Source organism: Streptomyces sp. CNQ085, assembly GCF_022614595.1.
In the GTDB taxonomy this organism is placed as follows: domain Bacteria; phylum Actinomycetota; class Actinomycetes; order Streptomycetales; family Streptomycetaceae; genus Streptomyces.
In genome coordinates this window covers 24,711-36,733 of record NZ_JAJFAU010000030.1, presented here as the reverse complement: position 1 = coordinate 36,733, position 12,023 = coordinate 24,711, and the positions used below count along the sequence as shown (strand labels likewise).

13 protein-coding genes and 2 tRNA genes are annotated in these 12,023 nt (G+C 71.6%); 6 read left to right on the top strand and 9 right to left on the bottom strand.

The features are described 5' to 3' along the window. Positions 1 to 73 precede the first annotated feature (73 nt). Together LJ221_RS08325 and LJ221_RS08320 are read right to left on the bottom strand one after the other, a co-directional pair. Positions 74 to 164: transfer RNA gene (locus LJ221_RS08325), tRNA-OTHER, on the bottom strand. A gap of 32 nt (positions 165 to 196) precedes the next feature. Then, positions 197 to 287: transfer RNA gene (locus LJ221_RS08320), tRNA-Cys, on the bottom strand. Positions 288 to 462: 175 nt separating this feature from the next. On the opposite strand from LJ221_RS08320, the gene LJ221_RS08315 reads away from it, so the two are divergent. The 6 genes from LJ221_RS08315 to fabI all read left to right on the top strand — a co-directional run bounded on the left by LJ221_RS08315 (position 463) and on the right by fabI (position 5,808). Then, positions 463 to 1,458, top strand: a complete 996-nt coding sequence (locus LJ221_RS08315) for a DUF2156 domain-containing protein (RefSeq protein ID WP_241715056.1) — start codon at positions 463 to 465, stop codon at positions 1,456 to 1,458. 138 nt (positions 1,459 to 1,596) lie between these two features. Next, a complete protein-coding gene (locus LJ221_RS08310) occupies positions 1,597 to 1,761 on the top strand; it encodes a hypothetical protein (protein WP_241715055.1) in 165 nt (54 codons plus the stop codon). Positions 1,762 to 2,006: 245 nt separating this feature from the next. After that, on the top strand, positions 2,007 to 3,110 hold the full coding sequence (locus LJ221_RS08305) for an acyl-CoA desaturase (protein ID WP_241715054.1): 1,104 nt from the start codon (positions 2,007 to 2,009) through the stop codon (positions 3,108 to 3,110). 177 nt (positions 3,111 to 3,287) lie between these two features. Further along, the gene (locus LJ221_RS08300; RefSeq protein WP_241715053.1) at positions 3,288 to 4,718 is read left to right on the top strand and encodes an MFS transporter; all 1,431 of its coding nucleotides are present in this window, start codon (positions 3,288 to 3,290) and stop codon (positions 4,716 to 4,718) included. A gap of 2 nt (positions 4,719 to 4,720) precedes the next feature. Further along, a complete protein-coding gene (fdxA, locus tag LJ221_RS08295) occupies positions 4,721 to 5,047 on the top strand; it encodes a ferredoxin (protein ID WP_241715052.1) in 327 nt (108 codons plus the stop codon). Beyond that, positions 5,044 to 5,808 carry an enoyl-ACP reductase FabI gene (gene fabI / locus LJ221_RS08290; protein ID WP_241715050.1) on the top strand — a complete coding sequence of 255 codons (765 nt, stop codon included), beginning with the start codon at positions 5,044 to 5,046 and terminating at the stop codon, positions 5,806 to 5,808. The genes fdxA and fabI overlap by 4 nt, the downstream gene beginning before the upstream one ends. Positions 5,809 to 5,891: 83 nt before the next feature. On the opposite strand, the gene serS is transcribed toward fabI, so the two are convergent. The 7 genes from serS to LJ221_RS08255 all read right to left on the bottom strand — a co-directional run bounded on the left by serS (position 5,892) and on the right by LJ221_RS08255 (position 12,009). Then, positions 5,892 to 7,169, bottom strand: coding sequence for a serine--tRNA ligase (gene serS / locus LJ221_RS08285; RefSeq protein ID WP_241715048.1), 1,278 nt, complete (start codon positions 7,167 to 7,169; stop codon positions 5,892 to 5,894). A gap of 136 nt (positions 7,170 to 7,305) precedes the next feature. After that, on the bottom strand, positions 7,306 to 8,526 hold the full coding sequence (locus tag LJ221_RS08280) for a beta-ketoacyl synthase (RefSeq protein ID WP_241715046.1): 1,221 nt from the start codon (positions 8,524 to 8,526) through the stop codon (positions 7,306 to 7,308). Then, complete coding sequence (locus tag LJ221_RS08275) at positions 8,526 to 8,756, bottom strand: phosphopantetheine-binding protein (RefSeq protein WP_241715044.1); 231 nt, start codon at positions 8,754 to 8,756, stop codon at positions 8,526 to 8,528. The genes LJ221_RS08280 and LJ221_RS08275 overlap by 1 nt, the downstream gene beginning before the upstream one ends. Before the next feature lie 100 nt (positions 8,757 to 8,856). Next, positions 8,857 to 9,864 (bottom strand): beta-ketoacyl-ACP synthase III, encoded by a 1,008-nt coding sequence (locus tag LJ221_RS08270; protein WP_241715043.1) that lies wholly within the window; start codon positions 9,862 to 9,864, stop codon positions 8,857 to 8,859. Then, a complete protein-coding gene (locus LJ221_RS08265) occupies positions 9,861 to 10,853 on the bottom strand; it encodes a VlmB-like protein (RefSeq protein WP_241715040.1) in 993 nt (330 codons plus the stop codon). The genes LJ221_RS08270 and LJ221_RS08265 overlap by 4 nt, the downstream gene beginning before the upstream one ends. Further along, positions 10,850 to 11,407, bottom strand: coding sequence for a flavin reductase family protein (locus LJ221_RS08260; protein WP_241715038.1), 558 nt, complete (start codon positions 11,405 to 11,407; stop codon positions 10,850 to 10,852). The genes LJ221_RS08265 and LJ221_RS08260 overlap by 4 nt, the downstream gene beginning before the upstream one ends. After that, the gene (locus LJ221_RS08255; protein WP_241715036.1) at positions 11,404 to 12,009 is read right to left on the bottom strand and encodes a hypothetical protein; all 606 of its coding nucleotides are present in this window, start codon (positions 12,007 to 12,009) and stop codon (positions 11,404 to 11,406) included. Before LJ221_RS08255 ends, LJ221_RS08260 begins: the two co-directional genes overlap by 4 nt. Between the last annotated feature and the right edge of the window lie 14 nt (positions 12,010 to 12,023).

Sequence of the window (12,023 nt, the reverse complement as noted above, 5' to 3'; positions counted from 1 at the left end):
TTGTTCTCTGGTCCCCGATGAGCCGCTCCGGGCACCTCTCCTGGTGTTGGCCGTTGGTGCGTGGCCGTTTTCGCGGAGAGGGCAGGATTCGAACCTGCGTGGGCTTTGTGGGCCCGACCGAGATTGTTCTCTGGTCCCCGATGAGCCGCTCCGGGCACCTCTCCTGGTGTTGGCCGTTGGTGCGTGGCCGTTTTCGCGGAGAGGGCAGGATTCGAACCTGCGTGGGCTTTGTGGGCCCGACCGAGATTGCTCTCTGGTCCCCGATGAGCCGCTCCGGGCACCTCTCCTCGTTCCCGGCTTCCGGTCTCCCGTGCCGTTCACGAGAACAACATTGGCAGGGGTGCCTGACAGAGTGCTGACGTTCCTCTGACTCGATCAGAGAATTACCGTGAGGTCTTTTCCCAGACTCACCCTCGATGCTCTACTCGGGGCGACGGAAAACTCTCCCGAAAGGGGAAAACAATGACCGTGACCGCCGTGGACAACTCCGTTCTCGAGGCGATACGCATTCATACGTCAAGCGAGAACCCCAGTGCGTTCCTGGCCCTCAACAGCGGAAACGACGTCTTCACACTGCCCGGTGCCGACGGCGTCGTCGTGTACCGCCGCACGGGCCGGTTCGCCGTTCAGTTCGGCGGCCCCTTCGCCGCCCCCGATGCCTACGATCCCCTCCTGGAGGCCTTCCGCCGGCACGTCCGCGACGAGGGGCGCACCCTTGTCGGCATCCAGCTCCAGCGCGCCGACGCCGAGCACTACGCCCGCCGCGGCTTCACCGTCAATCAGGTCGGCGCATCCTGGGCCGTCGGCCTGCCGGACTTCACACTGCGCGGCACCCGCTTCATGCAGCTGCGTAACAAGATCTCCCGGGCCTGCCGCAACGGTCTGGTCGTCCAGGAGGTACCGGCCGACGACTGGCAGGACGCGATCACCGCCATCGACCGGGCCTGGCTCGATTCCAAGGGCGGCGCCCAGCAACTGGAGTTCCTGGTCGGCCAGATCGGCGGCCCGGCCCAGGCGCACCGTCGGCTGTTCACCGGCACCATCGACGGCAGCCCCGTGGCGTACATCTCCTACTCGCCGGTGTACGGCGGCCGGGCCGGCTGGATGCACGACCTGAGCCGGCGCGTCCCGGACGGCTCCCCGGGGCTCATGGAGGCCATCAACGCGACCGCCGTCGAGGTGTTCCGTTCGGAGGGAGTCGAATGGCTGCACTTCGGCTTCACCCCGTTCACCGGCCTCGACGCCGACCACGAGATCGACGGTCACAGCCCGGCGTTCCAGTGGCTGATGCACGCCCTGTGGGCCGAGGGCGCCGCCCTGTACCCGGCGCAGACCCAGCTGTCGTACAAGCAGAAGTGGGCTCCGGACGTGGTCGTCCCGGAGTACGTCGCCTTCGACGGCCCGCAGGCCTCGCCGGCCTCCTTCGCCCACGTCTTCCGCGCCTGCAAGGCGTTCTGACCTACCGTCACCCGCCATGTCCGAGGCGAGGCACTCCGGACCGTTGGCCACCGTCCCCGCAGCGGGGCGTGGCGTCGCGGGCCGCCCGCCCCGCACCGTCCACACGCACACCCGTCTTCCGGAACAGGAGAACCAGCGATGAGTGACAACGGCCCCGACCCCAGCACCGAAGTCCTCCAGCACGCCGTGGTCGAGCGGCTGATGGCCGTCATAGGCGCGCCCGACGACAAGGATGTGGCGCGCGACGCGGACGCCGCCGTCCTGGCGCTCGACGAACGACTGCGCGCCGAGTCCGCCGCCTGACGGCCGCCGCCGATCAGACCGGCATCAGTGGCACATCAGCGCGGCGCAGCACGCTGGACATGTGTTCGTCCGATGGTTCCACGGCGGAGTACCGCACTGTGCTCCGGCGTTCCCGGGCCGCCGGGCGGGCACGCCCGCGCGATCCCGACCGCCCGCGGGAGCACTGTCGACTCGCGGCGCCCGCAGGTCCGCGGGGCAGCGGCGCCGCCGCCCGAACCGGGCACTTCTCCCAAGGAGAGCAACGCATGCAGCGTCCGCACACACAAGAAGCCGGGGCAGCAGCCGCTTCTGCGGCCGGCCCGCGCACCGGCGCCTCGGCGACGTTCGCCGAGCTCCTCAAACGCGTCAAGGCGGAAGGTCTTCTCGACCTCGCCCCGCGCTACTACATAGGCCGTCTCACGCTCAACACCGTCCTGCTGCTGATCGGATTCGCCGCGTTCTTCGCCCTGGGCGATTCCTGGTGGCAGCTGCTGACCGCCCTGTGGATGGGGCTGTGCGGCGGCCAGTCGGCGTTCATGTGGCACGACGCCGGACACAAGGCCATGTTCCGCAGCAAGAAGGCCGCCTCCGCCGTCGGCTACGTCCACGCCAACCTCGTCAACGGAGTCAGCTACGGCTGGTGGGTCAACCACCACAACCGGCACCACAGCAACCCCAACCACCTGGACAAGGACCCGGACATCGGCCGGCGCACCGTCATCTTCGACGTCAAGCAGTACCCCAGCCGGAGGGGAACGCAGAAGTTCGTCGTGCGCCACCAGAGCGTCATGTTCTTCGTGCTGCTCGTCCTGGAGGGCTTCAAGATGCTCCGGACGGCCGTGGTGTCCATAGCGCAGGGCAAGACCAAGCGGCCCGTGCTCGAGTCGTTCCTGATCGTGCTGCGCGCCGCGGTCTACTGCGCCCTGGTCTTCACGGTTCTCACGCCGGTCCTGGCCATCGCGTTCATCCTCGTGCAGCACGCCGCTCTGGGCTTCTACTTCGGCATGATCTTCGCCCCGAACCACAAGGGGATGGACGTCCGCGACGGCGAGGAGGAGACTCTGGACTGGCTGGAGCGCCAGGTCCTCACCTCCCGCAACATCCGCCCGAACCCGGTGGTCGACTTCCTCTACGGGGGCCTCAACTACCAGGTCGAGCACCATCTGTTCCCGGCCATGCCGCAAAAGCACCTGTCGCGCGCCCGGGAACTGACCCGTGCCTACTGCGCCGAGCGCGGGGTGCCGTACCACGAGGTCGGCTTCTGGGCGTCCTACCGGGAGGTCGCCTCCTACCTGCACGAGGTCAGTGAGCCGGTGCGGGCCGGCACCGTGGAGGAGGAGATCAGGCGCCGGGCGGCCCAGGCGGCCTGACCCGGCCCGCGCCCCCTCGTCCGCCGACCGTCCGGGCCCCACGCCGCGGTCCCGCACGGCCCCACACACCTGCACGTCCACAGCCCCGGCTCTCGGACCGCGCGCCCGGGCCCCGTCGGCCCGGGCGGTTCCCTCACCGGAGTCCCTGGAAAGCAGGAGTCCAAGGAGAGCCTCCCCATGTCCCAGACCACCATCACCACGGCGACGGGTGGTGTCACCGCCCCCGCCGCGATCGGGGTCCGCCTGGACCGCATGCCGATCACCCCGATGCACCGAAGACTCACCATGGTCATCGGTATCGGCCTGCTCTTCGACACATTCGAGAACAATCTCTCGGGCACCATCGCCAAGGTGCTCCAGAGCGACTTCGCCTTCGGGGCGACCGAGCTCAAACTCGTCCTGGCCTCGGTGTTCATCGGCCAGTTCATCGGCTCGCTGGTGCTCGGCCGGGTCGCCGACCGGTTGGGCCGCCGTCGGGCTTTCCTGATCAACCTCGCCATCTACTCGTTCTTCTCCCTGCTGGGCGCCTTCTCGCCGAACGCCGTCTGGTTGATCGTCACCCGCTTCATGGCCGGCATCGGCATCGGTGCCGAACAGGTGCTGTCGGACTGCTACCTGGCCGACGTGCTGCCCGCCAAGCGGCGCGGCCGGTACATCGCCTGGGCCTACACCCTCGCCTTCTGCGGGGTGCCCGCCGTCGGCTTCGCCGCGCTGTGGCTGGTTCCCCTGTCCCCGCTGGGCATCGACGGCTGGCGCTGGCTGTTCGTGATCGGGTCGCTGGGCTCCGCCGTGGTGTGGGTGCTGCGCCGCCGGCTGATCGAGTCGCCGAGGTGGCTGGCCGCCCAGGGCCGCACCGAGGAGGCCGAGCTGCTGGTGGCCGAGATGGAGAAGCAGGCATACCCGGACCGTCCCGCGACGGCCCGCCCGGTGGCCGCGGACACCGCCGGACCGGTGGAGCCGGCCGCGGTGCGCCATCGTGTGCGCGACGTGTTCGGCCGCGGCATGCGGCGCCGCACGGTGGTGCTGTGGATCTTCTGCGTGCTGTCCGTGGTCGGCTACTACGGTTTCGGGACGCTGGCCCCCCAGATCGTCGCGGCCAAGGGCTACGGCATCGTCGCCGGGATCGGCTTCACCGCGCTGTCCTTCCTGGGCTACCCGGTCGGTTCCGCGCTGGCCCTGCCGATCGTGGACCGGTTCGAGCGCCGGACGCTGGTCGCGGCCTCCGCGGCGGCGATGATGGTGGCCGGCCTCGGTTTCGCCTACGCCGGATCCCCCGCGCTCATCGTCGCGTTCGGCTTCGTCTACACCCTGTGCAGCAACGTCTTCTCCAGTGTCTCGCACGTGTACCTCTCCGAGCAGTATCCGACCGCGATCCGCGCCACCGCGTCCGGCGCCGCCTACTCGCTGTCCAAACTCAGCGCCGCCGCACTGCCGTTCGTCCTACTACCGGTCCTGGACTCGCACGGCCCCGGCGCCCTGTTCGGGGTCATCGCCGCGGCGATGGCGGCCCTGGCGGCGACTGTCCTGTTCCTGGGCGAGCGCACCACCGGGGCTCCCGTCGACGGTGTCCCCGACCTCCCGACCACCCCCGTGACGAAGAGGAGCTGACGATGGCCTACGTCATCGCGCTGCCCTGCGTCGACGTCAAGGACCGCTCCTGCGTCGACGAGTGCCCCGTGGACTGCATCTACGAAGGCCGCCGGGCCCTGTACATCCAGCCGGAGGAGTGCGTCGACTGCGGCGCCTGCGAACCCGTCTGCCCCGTCGAGGCGATCTGCTTCGAGGACGACGTGCCCGCCGAGTGGGGCGACCACACCGCCTCCAACACCGACTTCTTCGCCTCCGTGGGCTCGCCCGGCGGCGCTGCCGCACTCGGCGCCCTCGGCCACGACTCCCCGCTGGTGCGGTCCCTGCCCGAGGCGGTGACCCGGACATGAGCGGACTCCTCGCCGGCAAGCGGATCCTGGTGACCGGGGTCGTCACGGATGCGTCCATCGCCTACCACACGGCCCGCATCGCCCAGGAGGAGGGTGCCGAGGTCGTTCTCACCGGCTTCGGGCGCCTCTCCCTGATCGAGCGCGTCGCCGGACGACTGCCCAAGCCGGCCCCGGTGCTCGAACTCGACGTCACCGACCAGCGGCAGCTGGACGGCCTCGGCGACCGGATCCGTGAGCACACCGACACCCTGGACGGACTGGTGCACTCCATCGCCTACGGGCCGCGGGGCGCCTTCTCCTTCCTGGACGGCGACTGGAACGACGTGTCGACCGCCGTGCACGTCTCGGCGTACTCCCTGAAGTCGCTGACCACGGCCTGCCTGCCGCTGATGGAGCGGCGCGGCGGCTCGGTGGTCGGGCTTACCTTCGACGCCGCGGTCGCCTGGCCGCGCTACGACTGGATGGGCGTCGCCAAGGCCGCCCTGGAGTCGACCAGCCGCTATCTGGCCCGGGATCTGGGCGGTCGCGGCATCCGCTGCAACCTCGTCGCGGCGGGACCGCTGCGCTCCATGGCGGCCAGGTCCATCCCCGGGTTCGCCGATCTCGCCGGGGTCTGGGAGCAACGGGCCCCGGCGGGCTGGGACCCCACCGACCCCGACCCGGCGGCCCGCGGCGTCGTCGCCCTGCTGTCGGACTTCTTCCCGCGCACCACGGGGGAGGTCGTGCACGTCGACGGAGGGGTGCACATGATGGGTGCCTGAGCCCTGGGCCGGGCGCGGCGAAAGGGGTGGGAGCGGGGGCGCGGACCCTGCTCCCACCCCTTCGCGGTGGCACCCGCCGGTGCCTACACGGTGTCCTCGTCCGGCAGGATCCGGCGGAAGCCGGTGTACGGGACGAGGGCCTCGGGCAGTACCACCGAGCCGTTCTCCCGCACGCCCTGCTCCAGCAGCGCGGCGACCGTGCGGCCGATCGGCAGCGCCGAGCCGTTCAGCGTGACCGCCGGCGCCTTGCTCCCGTCGGGCCGCTTGACGCGGATGTCCGCGCGGCGCGCCTGGAAGGCGCCGCAGTCGGAGACCGAGGAGATCTCCCGGTAGGAGCCGCTGCCCGGCAGCCACACCTCGATGTCGTACGTCATCCGGGCGGAGAACCCGAGGTCGCCGGCCGGCAGCAGTACCACGCGGTGCGCCAGTTCCAGGCGCTTCAGGCACTCCTCGGCATGGTTCACCATGAGTTCGAGCTGCGCCTGGGCGTCCTCGGGGGCGCAGACGCGCACCAACTCCACCTTCTCGAACTGGTGCAGTCGCAGGATGCCGCGGGTGTCCCGGCCGTACGCCCCGGCCTCCGCCCGGAAGCACGGGGTGCAGGCGGTGAAGGCCAGCGGCAGCGAGCGGGAGTCGAGGATCCGGCCGGCCACCAGGTTGGTCAGCGGGACCTCGGCGGTGGGGATCAGGAACAGCTCCCGCTCGCCGGTCTCGGTGCGGAACAGGTCCTCCTCGAACTTGGGCAGCTGCCCGGTCCCGGTCATGGTGTCGCGGTCGACCAGGAAAGGCACCGACTGCTCGGTGTAGCCGTGCTCGCGGGTGTGCAGGTCGAGGAGGAAGTCGCGCAGGGCCCGCTCCAGTCGTGCCCCGGCCCCGCGGGCGACGGCGAAGCGGGCACCGGACAGCCGGGCCGCTGCGGGGCTGTCGAGGATACCGAGGGACTCGCCGATGTCGGCGTGGTGGCGGGCGCCGTCCGCCGGACGCGGAGCGGGACCACCCCGGCGTATCTCCACGGCCTCCTTCTCCGAGTCGCCGTCCGGGACCGTGTCCAGGGGGATGTTGGGGACGGAGAGCAGCAGCTCGGTCAGGTGGGCCGCGGCCGTGCGGGCCTCGGCCTCGGCCCGCTGCACCTCGGTCCGCAGCGCCCTGGCGGACGCCTTCTCCTCCTCGGTCGGCGGGCCGGAGCGGCGGGCCCTGGCCGTGCGGTTCAGCTCGGTGCGCAGCCGGGTCACCTCCGCCTGCGCGCCGTTGCGCGCGCGCAGGGCGTCGGCCAGCGGGGCCGGGTCGAGGTCGTGGCGGCGGCGGGCCAGCCGCCGTACGGCCTGCGGCCCGGCCTTCAGCAGCTCTTGGGCATCGTGCACGGTGGACTCCTGACGTGGGGCGGGGTGGGATTCCCCGCGGACCGGCGGGGCGGGCGCCGTGCGGCCGGATGCGGCACGGGAACAGCCGCCCGGCGGAGGTGCTCCGCGGGCGGCTGTCGGTGCGTGCCCGGGCCCTTCAGGCCGGGGCGATGGCCAGGGCCGTGTTCTGGCCGCCGAAGCCCAGGGAACTGCTCAGGGCGAGATCGATGGGCATGCAGGTGGCGGACTGGGCGAGTTTGATGTCGATCCTGGAGTCGGGCATGACGAGGTTGGCGGTAGGGGGGACGAGTTCGTGCTCGACGCTCAGCACGGTGAAGGCGGCCTCGACCGCCCCGGCCGCGCCGAGCAGGTGTCCGGTGACTCCCTTCGTGGACGTGACCAGCGGGTCCCCGCGCAGTGTCCGGGCGATCATGCGGGCTTCCGCCAGGTCGTTCAGCGGTGTCGACGTGCCGTGGGCGTTCACGTGCTGGACGTCGTCCGGGTCCGCGCCCGCGTCGGCGAGCGCGGCACGGACGGCGGCCTCGATGCCCGCGCCGTCGGGGTGCGGCGACGTCATGTGGTGGGCGTCGGCGGTGGCGCCGTAGCCGATGATCCGGCCGTGCACATGGGCGTCGCGGGCGCGGGCGTCCGCCACCCGTTCCATGACGAGGATGCCGGCGCCCTCTCCGGCGACGAAACCGTCTCGTTCGGTGTCGAACGGCCGGGACGCGGAGGCCGGGTCGTCGTGCCGCTTCGACAGTGCCCCCATCTGAGCGAAGCCGGCCATGACCAGGGGTGTGACCATGGCCTCGCTGCCGCCCGCGAGGACGATGTCGCAGCGGCCGAGGGCGAGCAGGTCCCGGGCCGTGCCGATGGCGGTCGCGCCCGAGGCACAGGCGGTGGCCACCACCAGGTTGGGCCCGGTCGCCCCGAACTCGATGGCCGTCTGCCCGGCCAGCATGTTCGGCAGCTGCATGGGCAGCAGCAGTGGCGAGACCCGGTCGGCGCCCTGCTCGCGCAGTACGTGGTGCTGCTCCTCGACGGTGCCCGGGCCGCCGTCCGCGCAGCCCAGCACCACACCCACTCTCGCCCCGTCCCACGTCTGCGGATCGAGGCCCGCGTCGGCCACCGCCTCGTGCGCGGCGACCAGTGCGAACTGGACGAACTTGTCCAGGCGGTGGGCCCGCCGCGCGCTCAGCAGGCGCTCGGCATCGAAGCCGGGCACCCGGCAGGAGATTCGTACGGGGTTATCCGTCAGCAGCGGATCCAGGGCGGCGGCCGGCCTGCCGTCGCAGACCGCCGCCCAGCTCGGCCCGACCCCGATACCGCCCGGGGTGACCAGGCCGAGCCCGGTGACGGCGATGTCCATGCCGGCCATCAGACCTTCGCACTCCGCTCCTCCATCAGCCGGACCATGTCGGTCACGGTTTCAGCCTCCAGCAGGTCGTCGTCACTGATGTCCAGGTCCAGCTCGGACTTCAGCAGCAGCGACAGCTCCACCACGGCCAGCGAGTCCAGCTCGATGTCCTCCCGGGTGGCCTCCGGGATGATGGCCTCGGGCGACACCTTGAGCTTGTTGGACAGGATTTCCTTGAGCTGCTCCAGCATGTCGGTTCCTTTCGACGGTTCTCTCGAAGGCGCAAGCGCCCTTTCTCCGCTGTGCCGGACAGTGCTCGGGGCCGGCCCGGACCCCGTTTATGGCGAAGTGTCAGACGGTCTGCACCTCGGGCCAGACCAGCGTGCTCGCGCCCCAGGACAGCCCGCCGCCGAACGCGGTCAGCAGCAGCCGGTGCCCGGCGGCGAGCCGTCCGTCCGCCGCGCTCTCGGCCAGCAGCAGCGGCAGTGAGGCGGCGCCGGTGTTGCCGACCTGTGCGATGTTGCTCAGCTGCCGTTCGCCGGGGATGCCGAGCCGCTCCGAGACCGCGTCCAGGATGCGGGCGTTGGCCTGGTGCGCGGCGAACCGGTCGACATCGCACGGACGCCAGCCGGCCCGCTCGGCCGCCTCGGTGGAGGCGGCGGTCATCCGCTCCACCGCGTGCCGGTAGGTGTCGCGGCCCACCATCCGGAAGAAGTGGTCCTCCGGCGCGGGGTGCCGGCCGGACGACCGCTGCCGCGACCCTCCGGCCGGCACCTCGATCAGATGGCTCAGCCCGCCGTCGCTGCCCAGCACGAGCGGTCCCACCGCACCCGGCTCCCCGGGGGAGCCGGCCCGCAGCAGCACCGCGCCCGCGCCGTCGGCGAAGATCACCGCTGTGGTGCGGTCCTCGGGGTTGATGATCGTCGTGAACGCGTCCGCGGCGATCAGCAGCACCCGGTCCGTGACTCCGGCGGCGATCAGGCCGGCCGAGCTGGCCAGCCCGTACAGGAAGCCGGAGCAGACGGCGGCCACGTCGAAGGCGGGCACCTCGCCCAGTCCGAGTCTCGCCGCGACCTGCGGCGCGGTCGCCGGGCACGGCTGATCCGGGGTGGTGGTGGCCAGCACCACCGCGCCCGCCTGCCCGTCGCCCGCCGACTTCAGCGCCCGCAGTCCCGCCTCGACCGCCAGGTCGCTGGTCGCCGTGCCCGGGGCGACCACACGGCGCCGCTCGATCCCGGTGCGTGAGCGGATCCATGCGTCCGAGGTGTCCAGGCGCCGGGCCAGATCCTCGTTGGTGACCACGTCGGGCGGGGCGTACGACCCGATCCCGCAGACCACGGCGGCCCGTCGGGTGCTCATGCGCCCGGCCCCGGACTGCTGAGGACCTCCACGGGCAGGCCCATGTAGGCCATCCGGGCCTCGGCCATCTCGTCGGTCCATTGCTCGGCCATGTCGTAGCGCTGCTCGGGAGTGGTGTCGAGCATCCGCACGCCGGGCCAGATCTCGTAGTCGCCGATCCGGTCGGCGTGCTGGCGCATGCCCTCCTGGAACAGCTCCTCGCGGTGGATCACGAACTCCCGGTCGGGGATCTCGTCCCACAGCCGCACGCCGGACCGCAGGACCTCCAGCAGGCGAGGACGGTACTCGGGGTGCGAGGCCACGTGGTCGCGCAGGATGGTGCTGGCCACCGTGAGGTGTCGGATCTCGTCGATCGCGGTGCCGCGGGAGACCTCACCGGTGGCCGGGGACAGGGGAGTCCACTTGCGCTCGCTCAGCTCGGCGGCCGGCGCCAGCACACCCTCGATGATGATGGCGAACACGGCGACACCGCCGGGGAAGTCGGCCTGGTCCCGGACGATGTCGAGGGTGAAGTCGACCACCGGGTCCAGCACCCGGGCGCGGTAGTCCCGGGCCATCTCGTCGATGCTGGTCAGAAGCTTGTCGGCCGGGATACCCAGCTCCACCAGGTGATTGCGGAACACCCGGGCGTGCCGTGCCTCGTCGAGCAGCTGGGTGGCGTAGAACTCCATCTCGGGGATGCCGGGCGCGATCGACACGTAGTGGCCGAGCAGCCGGGTGGCCAGCTCCTCGGACAGCCCGCGCAGACCGAACTCCAGTACCAGCGCCTCGCGCAGCGGGCCCGGCTCCTTCAGGAAGTCCGGCACGATCGCGTCGTCGTGGTGGCCGGTCACGCCGCGGTCGCGCAGCGTGCCCTGGGCCACCGAGGTGATCCAGTAGGCCAGGTCGCACTCCTCGGGACCGAGGGTGAGTTCTTTCGCCCCGTCCAGCAGACCGGGCGCCTTGTCCCAGTCGGCCTCAGGGGCCACGACCATCTTGGACTGCGTCATGACGCGGCGGCCTCCTTCGCCAGGTGCAGGGTGCCGGCGTGCAGGCGGCCGGCGTAACTCAGCAGGGGGATTCCCTCGTCCGCCCTGGTGCGCACGACATGGCCGAGCAGCAGCTCGCTGTCGCCCGCGGCGTGGGCGGAGTGGAAGCGGCAGGTGTAGTGGGCGAGCGCGCCCGCGATGAGCGGGGACTGCGCGTACGGGTCCGCCGTCCAGGCCAGGCCCGCGAACTGCGCGCTGCCGTCGGGGCGCCCGCTGTCGGCGAACCGGCGGGCCACCTCCGCCTGGTCACCGCCCAACACGTTGATCGCGAACCTGCCCTCGGCGGTGGCCTGCCGCGCGAAGGACGACCCCGCCCGCAGCACGACGCCGACGAGCAGCGGCTCGCGCGAGACCAGGGTGACCGTGCTCGCGGTGGTGCCGTGCATCCGGCTCTCCGGTCCGGTGGTCAGCACCGACACCGGGGACGCCAGGTGGTAGAGCGCCCGGCGCCGTTCGGCCGGGTCCTGGCGGACGGGCCGGCGCGTGCGCGGGCCGGCCGCGGTCGCGGTGCTCATCGCAGCGCCTCCGCCTTCCCGGCCGCGGGCTCCCCGGCCACGGTGGCCTGCGCCGGGTCCTCCTGCGCCGCGGCGGTGTCCGCCCGCTCCGGCACCGGCTTGCGGACCGGGACGTGGCCGACCGGCGCCGGGTCCGTCACGTGCCCGACCGGCTTGGGGTGCGGCAGGCCCAGATCGTCCAGGAGCCGCAGGTAGCCGGGCTGGCGGACCGGCTCGAAGGGCAGTGCGAAGGACTTCGTGAAGTTGCCGAACAGCCCTCGGTCGCCGAAGAGGTGGAAGGGCAGCACCAGCAGCGCCCACTCCGGCTTCACCAGCCAGCACCACAGCGCGGCCACGGCCGCCTGGGTGATGAGACTGTGCATCACGTTGTAGAGGACGTAGTACGCCTTGTGGATCGGCCGGCCGCCGCTGCGCCGGAACGCGATCGCGCCCGGGATGTAGCCGATCAGGTCGATGTAGAGGAAGAGGGCGATCGCCGGCAGCCAGCGGATCTCGTCGAAGTGGGCGATCATCAGGCCGGTGGTGACGGCGAAGCCCACCACGTACTCGGCGCGGTGCAGCGAGTACGTGCGCGGTGTCTCGAACGGGTTTGCCTGGTCCATGGTCAGCAGCTCCC

Coding starts and splice junctions, on each gene's coding strand:
- LJ221_RS08305 (WP_241715054.1), top strand. CDS start 2,007: ATGCAGCGTCCGCACACACAAGAAGCCGGGGCAGCAGCCGCTTCTGCG.
- LJ221_RS08310 (WP_241715055.1), top strand. CDS start 1,597: ATGAGTGACAACGGCCCCGACCCCAGCACCGAAGTCCTCCAGCACGCC.
- LJ221_RS08255 (WP_241715036.1), bottom strand. CDS start 12,009: ATGGACCAGGCAAACCCGTTCGAGACACCGCGCACGTACTCGCTGCAC.
- LJ221_RS08260 (WP_241715038.1), bottom strand. CDS start 11,407: ATGAGCACCGCGACCGCGGCCGGCCCGCGCACGCGCCGGCCCGTCCGC.
- LJ221_RS08275 (WP_241715044.1), bottom strand. CDS start 8,756: ATGCTGGAGCAGCTCAAGGAAATCCTGTCCAACAAGCTCAAGGTGTCG.
- LJ221_RS08280 (WP_241715046.1), bottom strand. CDS start 8,526: ATGGCCGGCATGGACATCGCCGTCACCGGGCTCGGCCTGGTCACCCCG.
- LJ221_RS08270 (WP_241715043.1), bottom strand. CDS start 9,864: ATGAGCACCCGACGGGCCGCCGTGGTCTGCGGGATCGGGTCGTACGCC.
- LJ221_RS08315 (WP_241715056.1), top strand. CDS start 463: ATGACCGTGACCGCCGTGGACAACTCCGTTCTCGAGGCGATACGCATT.
- LJ221_RS08265 (WP_241715040.1), bottom strand. CDS start 10,853: ATGACGCAGTCCAAGATGGTCGTGGCCCCTGAGGCCGACTGGGACAAG.
- fdxA (WP_241715052.1), top strand. CDS start 4,721: ATGGCCTACGTCATCGCGCTGCCCTGCGTCGACGTCAAGGACCGCTCC.
- LJ221_RS08300 (WP_241715053.1), top strand. CDS start 3,288: ATGTCCCAGACCACCATCACCACGGCGACGGGTGGTGTCACCGCCCCC.
- fabI (WP_241715050.1), top strand. CDS start 5,044: ATGAGCGGACTCCTCGCCGGCAAGCGGATCCTGGTGACCGGGGTCGTC.